This is a genomic window from Vibrio sp. 10N.222.47.A9 (assembly GCF_963872585.1).
Lineage (GTDB): Bacteria > Pseudomonadota > Gammaproteobacteria > Enterobacterales > Vibrionaceae > Vibrio > Vibrio splendidus.
In genome coordinates, this window is record NZ_CAWNBB010000057.1 from 1 (window position 1) to 26,084 (window position 26,084).

The following is a 26,084-nucleotide window of genomic DNA, read 5'->3' on the forward strand; positions in this document are numbered from 1 at the left end:
ATTTAATGGAATTGGTATAAAGAAAAGTGAAAGGATTATTTTAGCCATAAAAGAAAACGCCCCAATCGAAATTGAGGCGTTTAAATAGAGGTTGAGCACCGTCTTTATTCGAACTTTAGCAGTATTAGTACTTTACGTTTGAATGGTACTGGCTTAGAACAGCAACAATCTCGTCCATTTTCTCTTTGCTTGGCGGATTTGTACCTTCAAGAGGGTAGTCATAACCAAGCGCTTCCCATTTATGAGCACCAAGCTTGTGGTATGGAAGCAGTTCTATTTTCTCGATGTTATCCATGTCTTTAATGAATTCACCAAGAAGATGAGCATCTTCAGGCGTATCCGTGTAGCCAGGAACTATCACGTAACGAATCCACGTCTTCTTACCGATTTTGTGCAGGTAGCGTGCAAAATCCAGAGTACGTCTGTTTGATACGCCAATGAAATCGTGGTGTATCTCATCTCGCATATGTTTAAGATCCAGCATCACTAGATCAGAGGCTTCTAGTACTTCATCGACCACTTCAGTGTGCTTACGAATGTAGCCATTAGTATCAAGACAAGTGTGAATTCCTTCAGCTTGCGCCGCTTGGAAAAAGTCACGAACAAACTCAGGTTGTAGCATCGCTTCACCACCAGAACAGGTGATACCACCGCCCGATGCTTTCATGAAATGACGGTATGATTTTGCTTCGTTGATGATCTCTTCGACCGTTACTTCCTTTCCGTCATGAAGATCCCATGTATCGCGGTTATGGCAGTACATACAACGCATTAAGCAGCCTTGAAGAAACACAATGAAGCGGATACCAGGGCCATCGACAGTACCACAAGATTCGAATGAGTGAATGCGACCAGTTGTAGACATGAGCTATTCTCGTAGAGGAATTTATACCGTTTATTTTATTACAAAAACGGTACATAAAATAGGGTCAAATGGTAACGAGACCTTTAAAAATAAAGGCAATCACCGGTGAAGATGATTGCCTTTATTAAACTTGAAAAGTAAAGGACAAAAGCCCTTACTGGTGGCTAGAAGAAAGCAAACATTGTGATACCACCAGTGGTATAAACCGACTCTTTTGCTTCTTCGTAATCAGGGGTTTTTGCGGTTAGCGCGAAAGAGGCACCAACGTATTGGTTATACCATGCCACACCCAGCACAGCAGTAGCTTGAATGTTTTCTAAAGTTACATCGTAGATAGCGGGATCTTCATTGTTTTTGTTAGCGTATTCATCAACACCAGAACGATCGCCTTCGATAGTCAGATCGTTGAATCGGTAACGACCTTCAAGGCCTGCATAGGTAAACCAACCTGTGTTTGATGCGCCGATCATGCCCGGTTTGAATGGGTTTTCTGTGGTGATGTTAGCTGCACCAAAGTTACCGCCTAAGTCCGTACCCCAACGAAACATAAAACCAGTCGAGATATCACTTCTAAAGTTACCGACGTTGATTTCAGAAACGTTAGAGATCTCGAAGTCTGTATTTGCTAGTGCTTGATTACGCATTAAGTTGAAATGGCTTAGGTAACCAACGCTTCCCGCCCACTCATCATCAACTTGATATTCCCAACCCATCGGCTCATCTGATTTTGTGATCGAGTGAACCAGCTTTTGAGCATCTTCAGACAGTGCACGTTCGCCCGTAGTACCAAACGTGATATTAAAACGTTGGGCTTGCTGTGGGTTCAAGCTGATGTAGTTGAATTCGGTGTGAAGGTAACCTGCGTATGGGCGGTCATTAGCCGATGGCGTTTCTAACTCAATGTCAGAAGGCGTATACATCTTATGGCCAATGGTGATTTCCCATTTGTCTAGAGAGCTTGCGCCCCAGTAGGAAAGACTCAATGGTTTTACCCAATTATATGGCGTAATACTTGATGATGTGTAACCCAGAAATAAGCCGTTGGTATAGTCTTGGTCGACACCAAAAATACCATCATTGTCTAAAGCAAAAGTCAGCGTAGAACGCTCAGAGGCTAAAGATGAGAAAGAGAGAAGAATCAGGGGTAAACAACGCAGGTATTTCATGGAGCAGTTACTCTTAAATTATGAACAGAGATATTACCGTAATTTAAGTGAATTTGTGGAAAAAAAGTGAATGATTGGGTGCTTTCTTGCTCAACCTAACATTTTGGGAGGTAGGTGAGTTCAGTGCGATTTACAGCAGATATAAAAAAGCCCCGCACATTAGCGAGGCTAATAATATTTACCGTCTATTTAGCGTGAGCTTATAGAGACTCAGTAAATGTACGTGCGATTACGTCAGCTTGCTGCTCTGTAGTTAGAGAGTTGAAGCGTACAGCGTAACCAGAAACACGAATCGTTAACTGAGGGTATTTCTCAGGGTGCTTAACTGCGTCTTCAAGAGTTTCGCGGTTAAGAACGTTAACGTTAAGGTGTTGACCACCTTCAATGCCAGCTTCGTGGTGGAAGTAACCATCCATTAGGCCTGCAAGGTTAGCACGTTGGCTGTCTTGTTCTTTACCTAGCGCGTTTGGCACGATAGAGAAAGTGTAAGAGATACCATCTTGAGCATCAGCAAACGGTAGTTTACCTACAGACGTTAGTGAAGCTACAGCGCCTTTCTCATCTCGACCGTGCATTGGGTTAGCACCAGGAGCGAAAGGAGCGCCAGCACGACGACCGTCTGGAGTGTTACCTGTCTTCTTACCGTATACCACGTTAGACGTGATAGTAAGAACTGACTGTGTAGGGATTGAATCACGGTAAGTCTTAAGCTTACGGATCTTGTTCATGAACGTAGAAACTAGTTCACAAGCAATGTCATCTACACGAGAGTCGTTGTTACCGTATTTAGGGTAATCGCCTTCGATTTCGAAGTCAGTTGCGATGCCATCTTCGTCGCGGATTGGTTTAACAGTCGCGAATTTGATTGCAGACAGTGAGTCAGCAGCAACAGACAGACCAGCAATACCACAAGCCATAGTACGACGAACGTCACGGTCATGAAGAGCCATTAGAGACGCTTCGTAGCTGTACTTGTCGTGCATGAAGTGAATGCTGTTTAGAGCTGTCACGTATTGCTTAGCTAACCAATCCATGAATGTGTCTAGGCGACCCATTACGTCATCGTAGTTAAGTACTTCGTCAGTGATCTTGTCGCCAACTGGGCCAACTTGCATCTTAAGCTTCTCATCAACGCCGCCGTTGATTGCGTAAAGCATAGTTTTTGCAAGGTTAGCACGAGCGCCGAAGAACTGCATTTGCTTACCAACGATCATTGGTGATACACAACAAGCGATTGCGTAATCATCAGAACCAAGATCAGGACGCATTAGGTCATCATTTTCGTACTGGATAGAAGAAGTATCGATAGATACCTTCGCACAGAAACGTTTGAAGCCGTCAGGCAGTTGCTCAGACCAAAGAACCGTGATGTTTGGCTCTGGAGAAGGACCCATAGTGTATAGAGAGTTAAGGAAACGGAAGTTCGAACGCGTTACTAGCGTACGACCATCGACACCCATACCACCCATAGACTCTGTAGCCCAGATTGGGTCGCCAGAGAATAGCTCATCGTACTCAGGAGTACGTAGGAAACGAACCATACGCAGCTTCATTACGAAGTGGTCGATCATCTCTTGTGCTTGGTCTTCTGTGATTTTGCCAGCAGCGATATCACGCTCGATGTAGATGTCTAGGAAAGTCGAAGTACGACCTAGAGACATTGCAGCACCGTTTTGAGACTTAACAGCAGCTAGGTAGCCGAAGTAAGTCCACTGGATAGCTTCTTGAGCAGTTTGAGCTGGCTCAGAGATATCGAAACCGTATTTCTCAGCCATTTGCTTGATTTGACCTAGAGCACGATGTTGCTCAGAGATCTCTTCACGCAATTGCATTGTTGCAGAAAGATCTTCGCCGTTCTCGAAACGCTCTTGTAGAGATGCGAATTGAGCCGCTTTGTCTTTCATTAGGAAGTTGATACCGTATAGTGCAACACGACGGTAGTCACCAATGATACGACCACGGCCGTAAGCATCAGGAAGACCAGTCAGAACACCAGACTTACGACATTTTAGGATATCAGGAGTGTAGATATCGAAAACACCAGCATTGTGTGTTTTGCGGTATTCTGAGTAGATTTTTGAAACCATTGGGTCAAGAGTTTCACCGTATGCTTTACAAGAACCTTCAACCATACGTACACCACCGTTAGGGATGATTGCACGTTTTAGTGGCTTCTCAGTTTGTAGACCAACGATAGTCTCAAGATCTTTCTCAATGTAACCTGCATCGTGAGCAGTAATGGTAGAGATAACAGAAGTATCGAAATCTACAGGTGCTTTAGTTGCGTTTTCCTGTTTGATACCTTCCATTACCGAAGACCAAAGCTTGTTAGTTGCTTCAGTACCCTCAGAAACTAGGAAAGACTCGTCGCCTTCATACGGCGTGTAGTTCTTTTGAATGAAATCACGAACGTTTACTTCGCTTTGCCACTCACCTGCAGCAAAATCTTCCCAAGCTTTAGCAAATTGCTCTGCCATGACATACCTACCTTTTTAGTAGAAAAAATACGTACATTAACACTGTTGAGCCAGCGCCCCTCGTAAGGGTAGTACACTCTTATTAATAACAATATATATGAGCATATTCGCATCATATGGTTATATATATTGTCACTACCTTTTATATGTTGTCTTTACTCTATGTATTCAAGACTACGCTAAAAAATTTCTGTAAACCTTAAACTAAATCAATAAATGCCAAAAAAAGTTGAAAAAAAATGGGTGGCAGGGGTTGCCACCCAAACTTTTTTTTAATCCCAATACTACTTTTGTGTAGTTAGAACCATTATAGCCAAGCTTTTAGGCCATATTGACTTTCTAGCATACCAACTGCAAGCATTGCTACTAAACAGATAACTAAAACGCCAACTGGGATAACAATCTTGTCTACAAATGATAGACGCTTCGCACGCTCTTTATCACCAATTAGACCGTTATTATCTAGAAGCATAGTCAGTGCCCATGCTAATACTGGGTTAACAACCGCTGAGCCGAAGATACAGATACCCGCTGCTTGAGAATCTTTTGAATCCTTAACCATTTGCATACCCGCTTCAAGTAGAGGCAGAGATACACCTACAAGCAGCGCAACACGCATCACTGGTGGCCATACAGCTACGTCCATTGGGAAACCAAGAATCGCAACAATAATACACAGAGAACCAAGCAAGATTGCGCCGCCAGGAATTGGACGTTTCGCGATTGCTGCTGGGATCATGTAAGTACCCCAAGAAGATGTGATGTTACCACCACCAACTGCAGTACCCACCATTTGACGAACTGAACACATAGTCATTGTGTCATCAACATCCATCAGAACTTTTTCAGAACGTTTAGGGTAGTTCAGTTCTTGGAAGATACGGTGACCTAGGAAATCTGGCGACCACATTGCTACAGCAAGAATTGCGAATGGTAGAGAAGCAATGAAGTGTTCAACGTTTGGCAAGCCAAGCATCCAACCTTCAGAAGTAGAACCCCACCAGTAAACTGGGTTTAGGTTTGGAATGCCCATTTCAGTTTCGAATACGATATCGAAACCAGCACCTAGTGCTAATGCAATAGCAAGGCCTGTGAATGCACAAACTGGGATAGCCAACCAACGCTTGTTCACTTTTGCTAAGAAAGCGTAGATAGCAATCGTAATAGCAAGAACGATCAAACCAACGTAACCCATGCTGCCCGCTTCAACAGTAGAAGATTGAAGACCAACCGCCCATTCTTGAATCGAGTTAATTTGGCTCATGGTGCCTGTTAGGCCTAAGAAAATGAGCAAGCCGCCAGCGGTACCTTCGGAAGTCAGGTTAACCAGCTTGGAGCCGCCTTTTAGGAAACTTAGGATTAGACCGAAGACACCGATAAGGATTGCCAATGCAAGAGGGTGAGCACCAGCGAGAGCGATGGTACCAATAAGAGGAATCATTGGGCCGTGGTTACCGGCAAGGTTTGCTTTAGGGTTGAAGAAACCAGAAGCAAGAATACAGAACAGCAGTGCAGGAATCAGCATTTCTACACGAGCAACTTCGATTGCGAAGTCTTTACCTAGGTTTACGTGATCCCAAGCTTGAGTTAGGCCATCAGCCCAAGACATCATTACTGCTGAGTACATCGCGATGATACCGATGGTACCAGCAAGTGCAGGAACAAGGTCTTCAAGTTCAAAACGGAAATCACGGCCTGGAAGATTTAAACCGAAGCGGCGAGGCTTCATGATTTGAAGTTCGTGATCTAGATAATCTGAGCGGCTCTCAAATTCCGAAGAAGGGCGGTGTAGCTCTTTATAGCTTTTCTCTTCTACTTCAGAGTTCGCATTATTCACAACGTCTGACATAGATTCCTCATATTTTTATGTTAGTAATTCTAAAATTGAATTAAATAAGTTCGCGTAATTGCGTTATTTCTTAGTTATAACTTATTAACATTATGTTGCACGGTTTTGATGTGCTTTATGCAGCTAAGTTAAAAGAAATGTTTGGCATTTTTAATGCCTTATTTTGTATTGAGGAGTCTAACAAGCTTACCCTTTAGGGTGATTGATCTTGATCACTTTATGAGTGTATGTGAAAGAAAGCTACAAAACGCAGCTATTCATTAACGTACCGTTGATAAAAAGTGTAATTTGTTTTCACAAACTGACGTTTTCCAATCTTCTTTGAGCCTCTCCCGTTATGGCATTAGCTGAATTCTCAACGCCAACTGAGTTATTTCACTATTATTCGATTGTCATCCATTCCTCTTGAAATACTTACCATGTAATGACTTCAAACAGAACAGTGATTGATGGAGGGGATGTGCTGAATGCTCTGGTTGCATGTTTTCGACAGCGATGTTTCTAAGTTCACAAAACGTGTTTTTCTTGTGAGCTATCAGGCTACGAGAATCTCATATTGATTAACTTTATTTAAACAATGTAAGAGTGGTAATTACGACTTATTGATAGAACTCATTCATTAAATTGAGGTGAAAACGCTACCTTTTGCATAATAAGTCAGAGTGAATCGCTATTTATTCCAAATTATTAGGTTAATAATTTGTTGCATGTTATTCCGTGTGGTGCTAGTTTGTATCGCATGAAAAGGTCGGAGTACCTTGCATTTTCACAAACTTGGGAGAGAAAGCGCATGAAAGATGTACCAGCGCTGGACATAAAGGATCTACACAAAACGTTTGGTCAAAATGAAGTTTTAAAGGGAATTTCACTTTCTGCGCATAAAGGCGATGTAGTCTCGATTATTGGATCTTCTGGGTCTGGTAAAAGTACTTTCCTTAGATGTATCAACCTTTTAGAGACACCTACCGCCGGCGAGATTTGGGTTAATGGCGAATTAATTCAAATGAAAAACAACCGCCAAGGTGTTTCAGTTCCTGCCAATGAAAAACAAGTACAGCGAATCCGTTCTCGCCTAGCGATGGTTTTTCAGGGTTTCAATCTGTGGTCTCACCTGACCGTTCTCGAAAATGTTATCGAAGCGCCTGTTCACGTCCTAGGTGTACCTAAAGCACAAGCGATTGAAAATGCAGAGTTACTACTGAAGAAAGTCGGTCTGTATGAGCGTAAAGATTACTACCCAGGTCATTTGTCTGGCGGACAACAACAGCGTGCTGCTATTGCGCGAGCGCTAGCGGTTGATCCTGAAGTTATGCTGTTTGATGAACCAACATCGGCATTAGACCCTGAGTTAGTAGGCGAAGTGCTTGGTGTAATGCGCGATCTAGCAGAAGAGGGCAGAACCATGCTTGTGGTAACACACGAAATGGCTTTCGCCCGCGACGTATCAAATCATGTGATGTTCTTGCATCAAGGTCTAGTGGAAGAACAGGGCGATCCAGCTAAACTGTTTACGGAACCTGAATCTGAGCGTTTACAACAATTTATCTCATCGATTTACTAATCAGAATTGAAATACCGCCGCTAAGGAAAATGGCGACGGTATGAACAATAAAACACAACAAGTAAGTTAATAAGCAACAACAAACAAAATATTAAAATTAGCAAAACATAAAAACCTAAATCACAGGAGTAGGGATATGAAAAAGTGGTTATTAGTCGCGGCACTTGCTGCAACTGCTGCAACGGGCGTAGCTCAAGCAAAAGAATGGAAAACAGTACGTTTCGGTATTGAAGGTGCTTATCCTCCATTTAGCTGGACAGAAGCTGACGGTTCACTAAAAGGCTTCGATGTTGATATGGCTAACGCGCTTTGTACCGAAATGCAGGTGCAGTGTAAGATCGTTGCACAAGATTGGGATGGTATTATTCCTTCTCTACTTGCTCGTAAATATGATGCAATCATCGCGGCAATGTCTATCACGGAAGAGCGTAAGAAAAAGATCGACTTCACTGGTAAATACGCACTTATCCCAAACAATTTCATCGCTAAGAAAGGTGCCGACCTTAATTTTGATGATCTAAGTGGTAAAAAGATCGCCGTTCAACGTGCAACAACGCACGATAAGTACCTAACAGACAACTACGGCGACACAGTAGAAATCGTTCGTTACGGTTCATTCGATGAAGCTTACCTTGATCTAGCTAACGGTCGTGTTGCTGCTGTACTGGGTGATGCATCGGCTCTAGAAGAAGGCGTACTAAACAAAGCGGGTGGTGAAGACTACGAGTTTGTTGGTCCATCATTAACCGATCCTAAATGGTTCGGCGATGGTTTTGGTATTGCTCTACGTAAGCAAGACAAAGATCTGACTAAGCAATTAGATGCGGCAATCCTTTCACTACGTGAAAAAGGCATCTACCAAGATATCGCGGCTAAATACTTCAACTACGACGTATACGGTCAGTAATATCTAGCGTCAATTCTTAAGGGAGAGGTTCTCCTCTCCCTGTCTTACCAACTTTTTCGCAGTTCTGTTGGAATTCATTATGTTTGATTTACAAGGATATGAAGCTTCGATCCTGAAAGGGGCGGTGCTTACAATCGAAGTTGCCTTGCTGTCGCTAATTTTAGCTATGGTTCTTGGTATGCTAGGTGCCTTAGCAAAACTTGCGCCTTATCGCTGGGCTCGTGCAATTGCAACCCTCTACACAACCGTCATTCGAGGCATCCCCGATCTCGTATTGATGATGCTGATTTTCTTTGGTGGACAAATCCTTTTAAATAACAGTTTGTATTCCATCAATGAGTGGCTCAATGAGTGGTTCACATCAAGTGATCCTAACCACGAGTGGACCGCTTACTTACCAGATTATATTGATGTCAGCCCATTTATTGCTGGTGTCTTAACCATTGGCTTCATCTTTGGCGCTTACATGGCTGAAACTTTCCGTGGTGCAATCATGGCTGTCGACAGCGGTGAGATGGAAGCGGCAAAGGCCTACGGCATGGGGCCCGTTTTAGCGTTCCGCCGTATTTTATTACCTCAAATGATTCGTCACGCACTGCCGGGTTTTGGTAACAACTGGTTGGTTCTACTAAAGACCACCGCGTTGGTTTCGATTATCGGCCTAGAAGACATGGTACGTGTTAGCGCGTTGGCTGCAGGCTCAACCAAAATGCCATTTACCTTTTATATGACAGTGGCACTTATTTTCCTATTCTTCACCAGTGTTTCGACGGGCTTGCTTAAGTTGGTTGAACGTAAATTCAGTATCCACGCGAGGTAGTTATGGACTTTTCATTGATAATTGAAAGCCTGCCGATTTACCTTAGTGGTTTATGGACAACGGCTTGGATGGTTTGCGTCGCTTTGATCATTGGCTTATGTGTAGCAATACCATTAGCTATCGCTCGTAACAGCCCAAATATGCTGATTAACGCTCCTGCTTGGTCGTTCATCTATTTCTTCCGTGGTACGCCATTATTGGTGCAGTTGTACCTGATTTACTATGGAATGGATCAGTTCTTCCCGGTAAAAGATACACTATGGGAGAATGCATGGTTTTGTGCTTTGGTGGCATTCATTCTTAACACATCGGCATACACAGCAGAAATCATTCGTGGTGCTATCAACGGCTTGCCTAAAGGTGAGGTTGAAGCAGCAAAAGCTTATGGTATGAGCACACCCAAGACATACCGCCGCATCATTCTTCCAAGTGCTTTACGTCGAGCATTACCGGCTTACAGTAATGAGGTTATCTTTATGCTTCATGGCTCAGCGGTAGCAGGTATCGTAACCATTATGGATCTAACGGGTGCTGCCCGTTTGGTTAACTCACGTTACTACGCACCATTTGAATCGTTCCTAACAGCAGGCCTGTTCTACATGGGGTTAACGTTTATCATCATTGCGATTTTCAAATTCGCAGAGAAACGTTTCTTAGCTTACTTAAGACCACTTAGCTAATCACACGTTACAAATCATAGTTAAAAAAACGGCGCTTCTATAGCGCCGTTTTTAATAGCATTAAACAAGTCGTGTGATTTTGAATTCCACGAACTTTCGAGAAGCTACATCCCAACGAAATAGTTACCTTGCTTCAAATTAAACTCACGCATTCATGAGATTGATTGCTTTAGGTTTGGCGATAGATAGACTCATCGAAATTTTGTTGTTGTATGGAATGATGATGAAAAAGAGTAACTTACTGTCGAATTTGGTTGTTTGTGTTATCGCGTTATCACTTTTAGGATGTGGAGGTGGTAGTGGCGGTGAAAGTGCCCAAACTGGTTCTGGAGGTTCTGGAGGTTCTGGAGGTTCTGGAGGTTCTGGAGGTTCTGGAGGTTCTGGAGGAGGTAATGAAGGCGGCGGAAGTGGCGAGCCTGGTATCACTCCGGTTCCACAAACTGCTGTTCAAAAGGCGTTGTCCACAGGTGACGCTTCTTATGTAGCAGACTCCAATGAATTCATTGATGCAAGCCAAGCGTTAGTTACTGAATACAACTCGAACTACAACCACATTAAGCAAGCTCTATCACAAAACTCTGATGGTGAGCCTTTACGCAATCTTCATTGGGATCCAACACATGATGCGGCAATTATCTTACCAACTTATGGTTTTAACGATGTCATCTTGCAAACCAATAAAGCGATGCAAGATGGGTATTCCGACCAAGAGCTTGTCATTGGTATCGCGGGTTATACGTCAGATAACAGTCGCTATGCAGCATTGGCAAGTAACCCGTTTCGAACTAAGCAACGCTTTCCAGATTCTGTCAACGAAGAGATGGATATTTGGCTAGAAAACTTGGTTAAGTGGGCTGCTGATAATGATTCACCACACAATGTCGTATTAGCTCAGCTCGATCAATCTCATTATTTTCCTGACGACCAAGCTACACGCAACTGGTTGACTAGCAATATCAATCCTTCAATGGTTATTAATGCCGACAATACTTGTGATGGCGGTAAGTTGAGTCAATGCATTGAAAACAATAACCCTGATTTACTGGTTTTGTCTCAAAAGCTGAATGATGGTGATGACATTGAAGATGTGATTACGGGTTTACGCTTGGCGTTTAATAAAAATATACCAGTGTTATATCTACACCTTGATGGCGGCATGACGGACTTAGGTAACGCGCTATTTTCAGAAATGCACATGACTTACGTTGGCGACAACTATTGGCGTAAGCTCGGTTTATCGAACTGGGATTCTACACAGCTGATAGATCGAATGCCGGATAATATTGTTCAACAACAAGCGCTTTTACAGCGATTGAAAGACAACAGCTTCACCGTCGATCTGAATTCGTGTGATGACAAATCTTGTCCTGACGATTCCAACATGAATGAAGAGTTCTATGCCGCTGCGAACAGTATTCGTTCACACCTAACGACTCTTGATAGCAAAAAAATTGATCTGTTTGCAACCGATGATTACGAATATGAAAAGTTGTTGCTGTTACTCGCTGATCGTTATCGCCAAGATGTTCAATACCCGATGGGTAAAGGCGTAACTGAGAGAATCGAGTTTCTCCATTCTTACTATAGTGATTACGCCACATACAACAGCCGTTTGTATAATGCAGCGCAACCAAGCTTAGGTAATTTCAGCTCTAAGAGTTTTGATAATGTACCGTTGGTCACCAAGCTTATTTCCTTAGAGTCTAAGAGAAACTTTCGTGCGGCTGGTGTTTATGCTTTGCCGGGTAAGACAATCAAAGTGACTCGTTTGGACAGTAATGAGGTGGCGACATCGATAGCATTTAATACCCTACGTAGTGGCGCGACTCACGAATTTTCGGGCGATGACGGCTATGCTAGGCCGAAGTTTTTGACCTCAGTAACCTATCCCGTGAAAACAGGAGAGACGATTTATCTGACTTCTGCCTATGGCGGAACATTACAGGTTCATTTTGATACCAATGATATTGATGTTGAACTGCGTTTTGATAATGTTGCTCAACACCCTGTTTGGCGAAGTGAAGCCGACAACGACAGTTTTGTCGCCCAGCTTGAAGAAGGAAAGTTTGATTGGGCCGAGTTGGTTACACCTGGGTTCGAAGTCCATTCTAAACTAGACAAGATGAAAGAGTCTATCGGTGCCTCAGATTGGGCGCAGCCGCATGATATGGCACTCGCCACTGAGCGTTATGTACATAACTTTCCTCATGCGCTTGCAGGTTTTAGAGGTCCTGGGATTGATGAAATTACTGAAGTACATCAATACGGTGAGGCAAAGGGCTGGGAAATCGCGAACATTGATATCGTGAAGCACATGAATGCCGATCAAGCGAACTGTGGTTACGGCTGTTCAGGAAATCCTTACGATGCTTACTGGTCTTTTCACCCGTTAGGGCATGGTGATCTTCATGAGTTAGGGCATGGCTTAGAGAGAGGTCGTTTCAGATTTTCTGGATGGGATGGTCATTCAACAACCAACTACTATTCGTATTTTAGCAAATCAAAATACTACAAAGACACCGGAAAGGTATCTTCTTGCCAAGGCTTAGATTTTAAAGGGCAGTATCGGCTTTTACAGCAGAGCCGGACTCAACCTGATCCAAATGCTTTTATGGCGGCTCAAAATCAAACTGGTTGGAGTTGGGGAGCTCGTATCTACATTCAAATGATGATGCTTGCAGAGCAGCAGGGTGTATTGAATTCGGGTTGGCATTTATTAGGGCGCTTGCACTTGATTGAGAGAGAGTTTAATCGCTTGAAAGGCGGTGATGAACTTTGGAACGATCGAAAAGGCTCGATTGGTTTTTCAGATTATACGAGACAAGAAGCGGTAGATATTACAAACAATGATTGGTTGCTTATCGCATTGAGTTACGTTGCAGAACGGAATATGACGCAATACTTAGACATGTGGGGGTTCAGTTTCAGTGATAAAGCGAAGCAACAAGTCACGGCTCTTAGTCTAAGTAACATGCCTTTGACATATTTTGCATCATCTAATCAAGGGTATTGTTTAGACGAGTTTGCCAAGGCAGCGCTGGATGTTGATGGCACGACTGCTTGGCCGCTGAACTAGACCATACGATATAAAAAAGAGAGGGGATATTATCTCCTCTCTTTCCTTATTAGCTTCTGATCAGCGTTGTGAGCACTATTTGTTTGCTGCTTGATCTGGCTAAGTTTTGTTACCTAAAAATAACTATTTAAACGTCGACCAAATCGGAGCGTGATCTGACGGTTTTTCGATGCCACGCAGTTCGTAGTCGATACCGGCTTCAGTACATTTGTCAGCAAGCTTTTGAGTTGCGAGGACCACATCAATACGCAGACCACGGTTGTCTACGAAGCCTTTTGAGCGGTAATCAAACCACGAGTATTGATCGCTCACTTCAGGGTGTAGTAAACGGAAGCTGTCCACAAAACCCCAGTCCATCAGTATTTTCAACCATTCGCGCTCTTCTGGTTGGAAAGAACACTTACCTGTTTTCAACCAACGTTTCGCATTAGGTTCACCAATACCGATATCAATATCGGTAGGGCTGATATTAATGTCGCCCATTACGATCACTTGTTCATCTTTGTTGTGGTAATTGTTCAGGTACGTCATTAAGTCTTTGTAGAACTCACGCTTATACGGGTATTTGGTTTCATGCTTAATGTTATCCCCTTGAGGGAAGTAACCATTTAGTACAGTAACCTTTTCACCATTTTCATCTTCAAACGTCGCCATGATCATGCGCTTTTGATGGTCTTCATTGTCTGTAGGAAAGCCTTTCTGTACAGAAATTGGTTCTTGCTTACAAAGCATAGCCACACCGTAGTGCGCCTTTTGACCATGGAAGTAGACTTTGTAACCCATTGCTTCAACATCGGCTAATGGGAAGGCTTCATCGTGCACTTTTATCTCTTGAAGACCAATCACGTCGGGTTGGTGCTTATCGATAATAGCTTGCAGTTGGTGAAGACGGGCTCTAAGGCCATTTATGTTGAAGCTAATGACTTTCATTTTTTTTTATACCTCTCGTAAACCCTTGTGCTTGCTTGTTTATCAAGGGTTTGTTGATTTGGTGGATTTCATGGTTCATCGTATTTAACCATGCTTAATAATTTCTGTCGCCACTTTATAAAGACTAAATGGCGACGTTAAATGGTGTGAATACCTACAGTTACGCTGAGCCTACTGAGTTTTTAGCAAGTCTAAAAAGAACGCGTATTCAAGTGCGTCTTCTTTTAATCGTTTAAATCGACCGGAAGCCCCGCCATGACCAGCTTCCATGTCGGTTTTGAACAACAACACATTATTGTCTGTTTTCATTTCACGCAGTTTTGCCACCCACTTCATTGGTTCAAAGTACTGTACTTGTGAGTCATGCAGGCCTGTTGTTACTAACATGTTCGGGTAGCTTTGAACTTTCACATTGTCATATGGCGAGTAACCTAGCATGTAATCGTAGTAGGTTTTATCGTTGGGGTTGCCCCATTCGTCATACTCGTTGGTGGTGAGAGGAATCGATTCATCAAGCATAGTCGTCACCACGTCTACAAACGGAACATGTGCACCAATACCACGGTACAGTTCTGGTGCTTGGTTGATGATTGCGCCCATCAATAGACCGCCCGCTGAGCCGCCTACCGCAAATACTTTATCTTTAGCACCATAACCTTCTTCAACAAGCCCTTTAGTGACATCAATAAAGTCGTTGAACGTGTTTTGTTTGGTCAGTTTCTTGCCATCTTCATACCAAGGGCGACCAAGCATTTCTGAACCACGGATATGTGCGATAGCATAAACGAATCCGCGATCAAGTAAGCTGAGGCGAGCCGATCCAAAGGTTGGTTCGATTGTGTGGCCGTAAGAGCCATAGCCATATTGGTAGATAGGGTTGGTGCCGTCTTTCTTGAATAAATCTTTACGATAAACCAAAGAGACAGGAACTTGCTTACCATCGCTAGCCGTTACCATGATTCGCTCTGATTGGTAGTTATCCGCTTCGAAATCACCTAATACGGGTGTCTGCTTCATTAGCTCAGATTCACCTGTATTTAGATCGAAATCATAGTAAGTACCTGGCGTAGTTAAGCTGCTGTAATAGACACGAACTTTTGAGTTATCTAATTCATAGTTACTCGTTAGGTAAGCGGCAAATGCGGTGTCGTTAAATTCAAGTGGGAACTCGTTGCCTGTTGAGAGTTGACGAACTTTCACGGTAGACAAGCCATTCGCACGTTGTTCGTAAACAAGATGGTCATCAAACAGTTCGAAATCGACAAGTTGAGTGTCGTCGTCTGCTGGGATGACATCGACCCATTTTGAACGGTCATGCATGTCTGCTGTGTTTACTTTCATTAAACGGAAGTTGATGGCTTGGTAGTTGGTGTCGATGTAATACCAATCATCTAGCTTAGCGATGCTGTACTCGATGCCAGCTTCTCGTGGGTAGAAAGGTTCTGCTTTCGCGTTTGGGTTGTTGGCATCAATGATCGAAACACCACTGGTTTCAGTGCTCGAGTGCCAAATGTAGACCTGTTCACCATCTTTGCTTTTACTCAAAGAGGTGTAGTAAGCGCTGTCGGTTTCTTCGTAGATTAGCTCATCGTTTGTCTGAGATGTGCCCAATACATGTCGTAAAACTTGGTAACCCAGCAATGTTTGTGGATCTTTCTTGATGTAGTAGAAGGCTTGGTTGTCGTTTTGCCATGCAATTGCACTCGAGGCACCTTCAATTTCATCTTTCAGATATTCACCTGTCGTGAGGTCTTTAATCTTGATGGTGTAGATTCGGCGGCTAAGCGTATCTTCGCCATAGGCCAACAAGTTTTCGTTTGGACTGATCGTCAAGCCACCAACACTGAAGAATTCATGTTCTTTTGCCAGTGCGTTAACGTCTAAAATGATTTGCTTGTCTGCGCCTGCAAAGTCTTTTGCACGTAAGTGAACGGGGTATTCGTTGTCACCTGTGACTTCATTCGAATAGAAGTAGCTGCCTTTGCGAACCGGTACTGAATTGTCGTCTTTTTCGATTCGCCCTTTGATCTCTTCAAATAATTGTTTTTGTGCCGCTTCTGTATGTTTAAGCACCGTATCTGCGTACTGATTCTCTTGCTCAAGTTGTTTCAAAATCTCTGGGTCTTGGCGTTCATCATCGCGCATCCAGTAGTAATCGTCGATTCGGGTATCACCATGAATCGTCATTGCATGAGGGACTTTCTTAGCAACAGGAGCTTGTGTTTGCTGGGCGACAAGTTGCGATGGAGAGTAGTGGTTCATGGTTGTTATTCCTTGATTGCTGCATCCGGCGACAAGCGCGACCGATACGGCTAATGTGGTTAAAGCGATACGCATCTGTATATCCTTAGTGTGCACCTTACTCGTTTTAATGCCAGCATCCTTTGTTGTGAGAGTCTAGGTACGTTGGTGTTCTTCCAGTGATGTTATTTATAATTGGATTCTGGATATGCACTTTCAGCGTAAGTGTCTGTTATTGTTTTCAAAAAATCAAAGTAATGTTAAATGAAATTGCTGATACGTGAGAGTGGAAGGAATAAATGCGAAACAAAAAAGGGACACACTTTTCAGTATGTCCCTCTTCGTTGTTTGGGCTGGGTTCGAGTTTTACTTTAGATAGTTAATGGCATTTCGTTTGAATGGTCAGGTTTACGATTAACCCAACGTAAACCAAGCATGGCGATGAATGACATTGCAATCATCAAGCAACCGAGTGGCAGTTGGTCTTGAGCAGGGAAGAACGATGCCAATAGTGTTGCGATGCCAGCACCTAGATTTTGCATACCACCGAGGATCGCGCCCCCTGTACCTGCGTGGAATGGGAATGGCGAAAGCGCTCCCGTTGTTGCTGCTGGAAATAAGATACCAGCGCCTAAGAAGTAAATCGTTGCACCGCCAATCAAAGTTAATGCTGTTGTTTGACCGAATAGACCCGGTATCAATACCACTGTTGAGCCTACCAAGATAGCAACTAGACCAACATTCAGTACACGGCGCTCACTGCGACGTTGTGCGATGTAACTAGATAGGCCTGCACCGATTAAGTAACCTGGAATGGGTAAGACAAACAACAAGCTTACTGTGGTTGCAGGTAAGCCAAGTACGCCGCCAAGCAACACACCTGCCGCTGCTTCAAATACGGCTACACCAGCAAAGGTTGCGACTAATACCAATAAGAAACCTTGGAAACGTTTGTCAGACAGAACGAATTTGTAGCTGTTGGCAACTGATTCATGCTTGCGTCGTTCTTTCGGTAGTGTTTCCATCATGCTCGTCATCATGGTAATCACAACGGCGATACCAAACAGCGCAAGGAACAAGTAGCTAGAACGCCAGCCGAAAGCTTCTGTTAGGTAACCACCCAATACAGGAGCCATCAATGGTGAGAAAATCACACACATGCTAATTAAGCTGTTTGCACGGTGCAGTTCTGCGCCTTCAAAACAGTCGCGAGTCAATGTACGAGACATCGCACCGCCACAACCGATACCCAAACCTTGGATAAAGCTACCCGCTAAGAACCATTCATACTCGTGAGCGAACAATGCCACCAGAGTGCCGATGATGTAGATGATCAAACCAATCACGATGATCGGTTTACGACCTAGGCGATCAGAAAGTGGACCGTAGACAAATTGCGACAGACCATAAGGGATCAAGTAACACGCCATCACTGCTTGGAGTGAAGACGCCGAAACCAAGAACTCACCTGACATATGACCGATAGAAGGCACGTACATCGTTTGAGTCATTTGACCTACGGCAGTCAGAATAGCGATTAAAAAGGTAAGTTTCGCTAATGGAAACGAGGCGGACATTTGCGTATCTCTCCAAAAAATAAAGACGTAAAAAGCCTTAGCGCTCCTTTGAGGAGAGCCAAATGAATAAAGTGTTCAGGGAATCTAGGCGCGAGATATTAGATCTTGAATGCCGAGTTAGCAATCAAAAAATGTGAAGTTGATCAAGATAAAAATCTATAGTTTGGATTATTAAAACTAATCCGAAGTTACTGTGTTCTCAAAGATCAAAAGGGGGAATGTTTTTCCTAGAAATTTCGATGCTATGGTTATGCCTAAAGTGTTAGTTCAATAGTTACATGGCCCATGATGGCGTGAATACATTTAGTTGAAATCACAGAAAAAAGGCAAAAGACACGGCCTATTAACATTTATGTAAACTTTCGTTTTATATGTAAGCAATTTGTGCTGTAATTATCCGCTAAGCTATTCGTCAAACTTATTTACATTGTGCTCTTCAATTCATCTCAATGTGGTAGTTACGGTTATGGAAGTCTTTTGGCTTAAATAAGGATATTAAATGCGCTCACTATCGGTACAGTGGAAAATCACCCTGCTTGCAGGCTGCTGTCTAATCATTACTTCACTGTCTCTTATTGGTTTTTCAATCTATAACGCGACCAGTAACCAACAAGTCATCAAATCTCAAAGCTCAGAATCAGTTATCAATAAAACTCAGCAGTTGCTGGCGTCTGTTTCTCAGCTTAATGCTCAAGAAACCCAACGCTATGTAGACGAAGCGGTTTACCGCGCAGAAATGTTAGCAGCCAGTGCTCAGTTTCTAAAGAACAATGCGGATGAAAACTTTACCCCAAGTGAAGAGCTTCGTACTGCGTTAGATGAAATGGTTCGTCGCTCAGTTTTGAACTTTGATTCTATTCAAGGTGCATATTTAGTTTTCCAACCTGATTTACTTGATGGTGAAGATGCGAATTATGTCGATGCGGACTATGTTGGATCTAATGAAAAAGGTCGTTTTGCTCCTTATTGGAAGGTGGCGGATAACGGCGAAAATGTTCTAGCGAACGTTCTGTCAGAACCTATCTTGAGCGATGATAGCAATAGCGAACGCTTTTATTGTCCTTTGTCTTCAGGGCAAACGTGTATAAGTACTCCACGAGTCGTGAACAGCGGTGGTACTGCATTACTTACCTCTTCAATTTCAGTACCTATCTTAGTTGATGATGTTGCTATTGGCTTCTTGGGTATTGACCTAAGGTTAGATGGCTTGACCAGTGTGGTCACGCAATCAGATCAAAGCTTATTTGATGGCGCTGGTGCCGTTTATGTTGTCAGCCTAGACGGTTCGGTTATTGCTTCAGATGACTCAAGTATTGCAGTCGGCTCGGTCTTTCAAAGTGACAATACCAACAGTGATTTAATGACTGACTTTATTTTCGGTGGTGAAGTGACGACTCAATGGAGTGAGAATGGTGAGTGGTTACTCGCATTTGCTCCTGTTACCGCGGCAAACCAAACTTGGGGCGTGCTGTTTGAGATCCCGCGAGAGAGTGTGGTTGCCGATGCTAACCGATTGGATTCAATCATTAGTACTAAAGTAAGCGAAGGCATCCAAACGGAAGTGATTGCAGGCGTCATCTTTATTCTTTTTGGTTTAGCTATTATCGCGTTTTCTTCATTGTCTATTGTTAAGCCTATCCGACAGGTAGTCGAAAGGCTCAATGATATCGCTTCTGGTGAAGGTGATTTGACTCAGCGTTTGGAAGTGAAATCTCAAGACGAAATTGGTCAGCTATCACAAGGGTTTAACCTGTTCTTAGATAAGCTTCAGCACACGATTAAAGAAGTGATTCAAACCACTGAGCAAGTAGCGAGTACGACAAGCCAAGCTAAGGCATCAGCATCAAGTACACGTGAAAGCAGTGAATCTCAATTTAAAGAAGTCGATCTAGTGGCAACAGCCGCAGAAGAGATGACTCAGACTGCTGGCTTAGTGGTACAAAATGCAGAAGTTGCAGTTGATGCTGCTTGTGAAGCGAACCGTTCTGCTCGACAAGGGCAACAAGTCATCGAACTCTCAGCTGGAGAAATGAGAAAGCTGGTGGAGCGTATGTCGAGCGCTGTTCCTATTGTTGAAGAGTTAGCTAAAAATAACGGTAACATCACCGAAATCTTAAGTGTTATTGAAGGGATCTCTGAGCAAACCAACTTACTAGCATTGAATGCGGCGATTGAAGCGGCGAGGGCGGGTGAGCAAGGACGAGGTTTTGCTGTTGTAGCTGATGAGGTAAGAAACTTAGCAAGTCGTACGCAATCATCGGTTGGTGAAATCAGAGCGGTGATCGACAAGGTTCATGCGGGAACTCAAGATGTTGTCGAAGCGATACAAGAAGGTAATATCTTAGCCAACGATACTGCGTTACATGTTCAAAATGCAGTTGAAGATCTTGGTTCGATTTTCACTTCAATTGAAGAGATCAGCGATATGAATAGCCAGATCGTGAGAGCAGCAGAAGAGCAGCAATCGGTTTCCGGTGAAGTGAATCAAAGTGTGGTTAACATTCGCGACTTAAGTGCGAAGATTTTGGAACAAGCTGCAGCTTCTGAACAAGTGGGTAGCGAAATCGAGCAACTATCTCAACAGCAACAGAAATTGGTGAATCAATTCAAGGTCTAGTAGTTGAAAGTCTAGTTGTTCACGGTTTGGCTATTTAAGTTTAGCTAACGGTTGAATCGAAAAAGGGACAAATGAAGATTTCATTTGTCCCTTTTCTGTTTTTCTAAGGCTATCAGGTTCTAGGGCTCGGTGATATTCATCGAAACCGATTAACCAAGGTTAGTCTTCGATAAACCAGTAACCTTTGTTTACCAATTCAGTCACGACAGTGACGCCTGAAGGAGTCAAAGTGGTTGCTGAGTTAATCACCGAGTCATCACACAGTACATTTAGTAGCGATGAATCCGCTTCTTCAACCTTGACCACTTCACCATTGATGTAAGCCGTGTTGCTTTCATTCTCATGGTAGAGCGCTTTTAAGCCCGATACTCGACAAATCTCGCCTTCTGACTCCAAGTGCTGAGCGATCTCTTCTTCTGTCCATAATGGCTCAGGAGCGACGATATCAAGCTGGTGGCGTGATTGGCTTAGCAAACATCCCATGAATTCGCTGATGGTTTCAGGTTGCTCTAGTGCAGATTTCAACATGTCAGTGAGATTGCTTAAATCCGATGAACGAATTTTGCCGTAGCCTTCTTGCGTTTTGAATTCTGGATCGTGAAGATGAACGTCACCCATATCATGAGCAAGTACAAAATCGGCGAAGTTGCTGATTAGCTCTTGTTCTTTAGGGGAGCGATAGCCAATAGAGTAGCTCATTGACGGCTCTAACGTGTTCCCTTCATGCGGGAAACCCGGTGGGATATAAAGGATATCGCCCGGCTCTAAAGTTTCATCAATGATTGGCTCAAAGCCTTCTATTTGACGAAGTGCAGAAGCTTGGACTGTCTCTTTGTATTGGCCAACATCTTTCGCGCCGACTTTCCACTGGCGTTTACCTTGACCTTGAATGATGAATACATCGTATTGATCAATATGGGGGCCAACGCCACCTTCTGGTGCTGAGTAGCAGATCATTAGGTCGTCGAATAACCAGTTTGGTAACGCTTGGAACGCTTCTGTCAGCTGATTTGCACCTTGGTGCCAGTGGTTCGCTGCTTGAACGATCAATTGCCAATGTGTTTCAGTTAGCTCGCCAAATTTCTCTTCGGAGAATGGACCATGTTCTGCAGTCCATTGGTTGTCGAGGTTAGAGACAAAGCGAGAATCCACTTCTTCTTCCATCGATAAACCAGCAAGTTCTTCCGGCGAAATTGGGTCGACGAAGTTTTGGAAGCCACCTTTTAAGATGGTTGGTTTTTTATGCCAGTAGTTTTCAAGAAATTCGGGCATAGAAAAGCTAAGTTGGTACATGTGAATCCTGTATGTTTTTATGCTAGATGCTAGATGCTAGATGCTAGATGCTAGATGCTAGATGCTAGATGCTAGTTTGGCTTGTAAATCTTGTTGGACAATCTTAATTGCTTCTAACGCCACTTTTGGGTCGATTTCGTTGCTTTCGAGCAGATAGATCAGGTCGACAGCTAACTTAACTTCTTCTGGCGCATTATCCAGTGGTGATGATGTGTTATCAGTGTTCATTTCGCTTAGGGTTCTCTAAGTTAATCAGTCTCTCAATATTTTTCATTGAGTCTTCACAGCGTTCTAATCGTTCTTTTGCTAATTGCCAAGCCTCGTCCGCTTTTTTCTTACTGTGGCGAGGCGCAGAATCAAACGCTAACTTTCGTACTCGTACTAAATCGACCAGTCGTTTTTGCCAATCTTGGTGCTGAGCGAGTTCGTTGTATAGGTCGTTGAGATTCTTGCCTGACTTACTTTTTCTGTCTAAGCGTAAATCATGGTTAGCGAGCTCCCTTTGGATTGCAGCTATCTGGTTAGTCAGCTTTTCCGTCAGGTAGTTGGCCCGAGATGCGGTCAGTTGATTTGTATTTTGTTCACGAATAATGGTGTTGTACGTTGCTTGAGTTTCAAGTGCGTAGGGCATTAAAATAGAAGAGCTGCACTTAAATAAGGTTCGGTCAAACAAGGCTTGATGATAAGCACCACGGGCTTTGTCGACCTGAGAACTGTGCCCAATTAAGGTATCCAGTACACTTTTAAGATTTGAAAAATGGTTCATTTCGCTTCCCATTGGCTGGTGGCTATAAGTTTACAAACCACGCTTCGTAAGCCAGTTTAATCGCAAGGACACTCACAACAGTCACAAAGACAGGTCGTATAAATGTAGCACCAAAGCGAATAGCAGAATGTGCTCCAACAAATGCACCAGCCATCAAACAAAGCCCCATGGTTAAACCTAGAACCCAATCAATATGACCGAGAATCGCAAAGGTCACCAAAGAGGTGAAGTTGCTAGTGAAGTTCATCGCTTTAGACAAACCAGAAGCCAGTAAGATATTTAAGCGATAAAGCGCCATAGAACTCACCGTCCAAAACGCGCCAGTACCTGGGCCTGCAACACCATCATAAAAGCCAAGAATGAATCCTTGGTACTTTTGTTTTCTTTTAAGTACCGGACACGGTTTAGGAGATACATTATGGCTCACATCCGGAGTCTTATGAAAAATGGTATAGACAGCAGCGGCAAGAATAACTAATGGCAATACCTTCTCTAACCACTCTGTACTAATGGCATCAACAGTCAGGGTGCCGATTGTTGCACCTATTAATGTCGATATGAATGCATTGGTCCAACATTCAGGTTTGAACAGTTTCTTTCGATAGTAAGTAAAAGCGGCAGTTGATGAGGCAAACGTTGCGGCCAGCTTATTAGTTCCAAGTGCAATGTGTGGCGGTAAACCAAGCGATAGCAAAGCTGGGACGGTTAACATCCCTCCGCCACCGGCGACAGCATCGATAAAGCCTGCTGCAAATGCAACCAAGGCAAGTATGACCAACATGGTTGGCTCAATCATTTCCATAAATAGCTAGTGTTCTCGTTATCGGCTGTTAGGGCAGCCACATGAATAATCAATGGATTAGTCATGTTGGGTTGTGAATGCAAGGGCCTAGCGATGACAGGCCCATAACTACCTTGAGGGCAGTAAAATTAGTATTTTATTGTTCTTTTAAAAGGCGGTAGCGAATCGAGTAGGGATTTCCCGTATCGCTTCGTGACTATGCGTCTATCAAGGATCGTGACTCTACCAGAATCTCGTTCTTTGCGCAGCAATCTACCCACAGATTGAATAAGCTTTTTACTCGCTTCTGGAACAGTAATCTGCATAAAAGGATTACCGCCGCGTGATTCAATATATTCTGAATGTGCTCGCTCTACAGGAGAGGTAGGAACACCAAAAGGAATCTTGGTAATCACGAGGTTTTCAAGTAGCTCACCCGGTAGATCAAGACCTTCAGAAAAGCTACCCGTTCCAAAAAGGACGCTGGTTTTACCTTGGTCTATCAGCTTTTTATGTTTTTTTAGGATTTCGGTTCGTGAAGTATCACCTTGAACCTGCAATGCCCACGACTTTTTAACGAAATCTGTTGCCAAAGCTTCTGCAACTTTATTCATTTGCCAGTAAGAAGAGAATAAAACGAGATTGGCTTTGTTGTCTTCTATTACCTTAGGCAATATTTCAATAAGATATTCAGTAAACTGAGGTGCTTGTGGTTCGTACTTCATTGCAGGAACAACCAGCTCAGCTTGGTTCTGATAATCAAACGGCGATGCCAAAGCAAGAAATTGTACACCGTCTTCGGCTTTTTGACTGATACCAGCTTGATGGCAGAAAAAGTTGAAGGAGTTGAGTGCTCTCATTGTCGCAGAGACGAGTACTGCACCAACACAACGACTCCAGATCTGTTGGTCCAGTTGCCAACCCACCTCTAGTGGCGAAACATTCACAACGAAATCGCCTTCACTTTCTTTATTCAGTTCAAGCCAACGCGCTAAAGGCGCTCCTTTCTCTCTCTTAGGTTCAGCCATTAAGCGCCAAACCTGAGCAAGGTTTTCTGTTCTTTGTATATAGAAGCCAATTTCTGCAAGTGCAGGCTCTGCAAGCTTTGCTGAAAGCTCTCCGTCTTTAACTCGTTCTGCAATCAGGTCTGCAATCTTCGCAACGGCTTGGCTCGCCTTTTGTGTGAGTTGCTTGAGATCTTTAGATTCATTCTCTAGCCAATCAGGTAAGTCGCCATGCTCGAAGCGATACAAGCCGTCTTCAAAGTGGCTAGCATCAAACTGTTTGCTCATTTGAGTCAGGGTAGGGATTAGCTGTTGCACTGAGTCTTGCAGTTCATTTCTAAATCGATGAACACGCTTTTCGTCGGCGAGGCCTGAAAGCTTAGTGATGGATTGATTCAAACGCTCCAACCACGATGCAGCTCCTTTTAAACTTGCGGCCGCAGAGGAGTGATCTCTCGCTACGTGTGGTAAGTGGTGAGCCTCGTCAAATATATAGATGCTATTTTCTGGCTCGGGCAGTATCACGCCGCCACCAAGGTCGGCATCAGCCATCACTAGACTGTGATTGGCGATAATCACGTCTGCTTTATCCAGCTCTGATCGAGCTTTTTGGAAAGGGCAGTCTCTATGTGTAGGCATACTGTTGTTACAGCTATGCTTATCACTGACAATCATCAGCCAAATCATATTGTCGATTGGCTTTGGCCACGAATCACGGTCACCATCCCATTTACCTTGGGTTAGGCTTCGATACATGGTTTGAAGTTGGTCGATATCTTTCTTCTTTGGCTTAGATTCGAACATTGCCATTTGTCCACCATCAAGCCCACAAGCTGCGGCTAACTTCTCGGAGCAACAATAACGCTGTCTTCCTTTCGCTAATATAAAAGAAAACTCTCTATCAGTAAGTCTTCTATATAGAGGGAGATCTTTATTGACGAGTTGTTCTTGTAGGGCAACCGTAGCTGTCGAAATGATGATTTTTCGATTATTTAGCACAGCGACAGGAATCGTTGCCATGAGATAGGCGAGTGATTTCCCGATTCCTGTTCCCGCTTCAGCCACAATCATGCGATTACTTTTGTGGTATTGACCACAAAGTGTCTTAGCTATTTCTGCAACTAGGTAATTTTGAGCACGTCGAGGTACAAAGTTGTCCAACTGATCTTGGAGGTTTTGATAACTGGTGCGAATGGATTTTTGAATTTTAGTGGTTAGCATACTGTGACCTACATAACGGAGCGAGGATAGTAGCACATATCACTAGTCGGTACATTTGCGGCGAAATAGCTTGCTTTTAAATCAAAGGTAGATCTTGTTCACAAAAAAAAACTGAACCATCAGGAACTTAACGATTTTATTTATGTTGTGAAATATAAATATTAAAAAAGACTGACTTGTAGGTGTTAAGTTCTGATTTGTTGTTTTTTTATTGGTTTTTCTGGTTTTAAATGCTGTTATGTTCTTTTTTTAT

The 26,084-nt window shown here is 43.4% G+C and carries 18 protein-coding genes; 6 read left to right on the forward strand and 12 right to left on the reverse strand.

The features are described from left to right. Window positions 1–124 precede the first annotated feature (124 nt). The 4 genes from pflA to AACT19_RS18805 form a co-directional block, all read right to left on the reverse strand. On the reverse strand, window positions 125–865 hold the full coding sequence (gene pflA, locus AACT19_RS18790; RefSeq protein ID WP_004736528.1) for a pyruvate formate lyase 1-activating protein: 741 nt from the start codon (window positions 863–865) through the stop codon (window positions 125–127). A 164-nt stretch (window positions 866–1,029) separates the two neighbouring features. After that, complete coding sequence (locus AACT19_RS18795) at window positions 1,030–2,031, reverse strand: lipid A deacylase LpxR family protein (protein ID WP_076648107.1); 1,002 nt, start codon at window positions 2,029–2,031, stop codon at window positions 1,030–1,032. A gap of 200 nt (window positions 2,032–2,231) precedes the next feature. Beyond that, window positions 2,232–4,508, reverse strand: a complete 2,277-nt coding sequence (gene pflB, locus AACT19_RS18800; RefSeq protein WP_004736530.1) for a formate C-acetyltransferase — start codon at window positions 4,506–4,508, stop codon at window positions 2,232–2,234. A 307-nt stretch (window positions 4,509–4,815) separates the two neighbouring features. Beyond that, window positions 4,816–6,357: a DUF3360 family protein gene (locus tag AACT19_RS18805; protein ID WP_004736531.1), complete on the reverse strand. Its 1,542-nt coding sequence runs from the start codon at window positions 6,355–6,357 to the stop codon at window positions 4,816–4,818. A gap of 790 nt (window positions 6,358–7,147) precedes the next feature. Between AACT19_RS18805 and AACT19_RS18810 the strand changes: the two genes are divergently transcribed. From AACT19_RS18810 to AACT19_RS18830, 5 genes are all read left to right on the forward strand, one after another. Beyond that, window positions 7,148–7,918, forward strand: coding sequence for an ABC transporter ATP-binding protein (locus tag AACT19_RS18810; RefSeq protein WP_004736532.1), 771 nt, complete (start codon window positions 7,148–7,150; stop codon window positions 7,916–7,918). 136 nt (window positions 7,919–8,054) lie between these two features. Next, window positions 8,055–8,825 carry an ABC transporter substrate-binding protein gene (locus AACT19_RS18815; RefSeq protein ID WP_076648110.1) on the forward strand — a complete coding sequence of 257 codons (771 nt, stop codon included), beginning with the start codon at window positions 8,055–8,057 and terminating at the stop codon, window positions 8,823–8,825. Window positions 8,826–8,904: 79 nt separating this feature from the next. Next, window positions 8,905–9,645, forward strand: coding sequence for an ABC transporter permease (locus AACT19_RS18820; protein WP_004736534.1), 741 nt, complete (start codon window positions 8,905–8,907; stop codon window positions 9,643–9,645). 2 nt (window positions 9,646–9,647) lie between these two features. Beyond that, a complete protein-coding gene (locus tag AACT19_RS18825) occupies window positions 9,648–10,325 on the forward strand; it encodes an ABC transporter permease (RefSeq protein WP_004736535.1) in 678 nt (225 codons plus the stop codon). Window positions 10,326–10,548: 223 nt separating this feature from the next. Further along, window positions 10,549–13,401, forward strand: coding sequence for an ImpA family metalloprotease (locus AACT19_RS18830; RefSeq protein ID WP_076648113.1), 2,853 nt, complete (start codon window positions 10,549–10,551; stop codon window positions 13,399–13,401). A gap of 123 nt (window positions 13,402–13,524) precedes the next feature. Here AACT19_RS18830 and xthA read toward each other — a convergent pair whose 3' ends face one another. The 3 genes from xthA to emrD all read right to left on the reverse strand — a co-directional run bounded on the left by xthA (window position 13,525) and on the right by emrD (window position 18,149). Further along, on the reverse strand, window positions 13,525–14,331 hold the full coding sequence (gene xthA, locus AACT19_RS18835; RefSeq protein WP_076648116.1) for an exodeoxyribonuclease III: 807 nt from the start codon (window positions 14,329–14,331) through the stop codon (window positions 13,525–13,527). A gap of 171 nt (window positions 14,332–14,502) precedes the next feature. Further along, window positions 14,503–16,593, reverse strand: coding sequence for a S9 family peptidase (locus AACT19_RS18840; protein WP_076648119.1), 2,091 nt, complete (start codon window positions 16,591–16,593; stop codon window positions 14,503–14,505). Window positions 16,594–16,943: 350 nt separating this feature from the next. Continuing rightward, complete coding sequence (emrD, locus tag AACT19_RS18845) at window positions 16,944–18,149, reverse strand: multidrug efflux MFS transporter EmrD (protein WP_076648122.1); 1,206 nt, start codon at window positions 18,147–18,149, stop codon at window positions 16,944–16,946. Window positions 18,150–18,648: 499 nt separating this feature from the next. Between emrD and AACT19_RS18850 the strand changes: the two genes are divergently transcribed. Further along, window positions 18,649–20,766 (forward strand): methyl-accepting chemotaxis protein, encoded by a 2,118-nt coding sequence (locus AACT19_RS18850; RefSeq protein WP_017078152.1) that lies wholly within the window; start codon window positions 18,649–18,651, stop codon window positions 20,764–20,766. A 159-nt stretch (window positions 20,767–20,925) separates the two neighbouring features. Here the strand turns inward: AACT19_RS18850 and AACT19_RS18855 are convergent, their stop codons facing one another. From AACT19_RS18855 to dinG, 5 genes are all read right to left on the reverse strand, one after another. Further along, entirely contained in the window at window positions 20,926–22,059 is a 1,134-nt protein-coding gene (locus AACT19_RS18855; RefSeq protein WP_076648125.1) for a ribosomal protein uL16 3-hydroxylase, read from the reverse strand. 57 nt (window positions 22,060–22,116) lie between these two features. Continuing rightward, the gene (rsmS, locus tag AACT19_RS18860; protein WP_004736541.1) at window positions 22,117–22,287 is read right to left on the reverse strand and encodes a pleiotropic regulatory protein RsmS; all 171 of its coding nucleotides are present in this window, start codon (window positions 22,285–22,287) and stop codon (window positions 22,117–22,119) included. Continuing rightward, complete coding sequence (locus tag AACT19_RS18865; RefSeq protein WP_029222036.1) at window positions 22,277–22,825, reverse strand: primosomal replication protein; 549 nt, start codon at window positions 22,823–22,825, stop codon at window positions 22,277–22,279. The genes rsmS and AACT19_RS18865 overlap by 11 nt, the downstream gene beginning before the upstream one ends. A gap of 22 nt (window positions 22,826–22,847) precedes the next feature. Beyond that, window positions 22,848–23,627: a sulfite exporter TauE/SafE family protein gene (locus AACT19_RS18870; RefSeq protein WP_004736543.1), complete on the reverse strand. Its 780-nt coding sequence runs from the start codon at window positions 23,625–23,627 to the stop codon at window positions 22,848–22,850. 128 nt (window positions 23,628–23,755) lie between these two features. After that, window positions 23,756–25,831: an ATP-dependent DNA helicase DinG gene (dinG, locus tag AACT19_RS18875; protein ID WP_076648128.1), complete on the reverse strand. Its 2,076-nt coding sequence runs from the start codon at window positions 25,829–25,831 to the stop codon at window positions 23,756–23,758. Window positions 25,832–26,084: the final 253 nt, after the last annotated feature.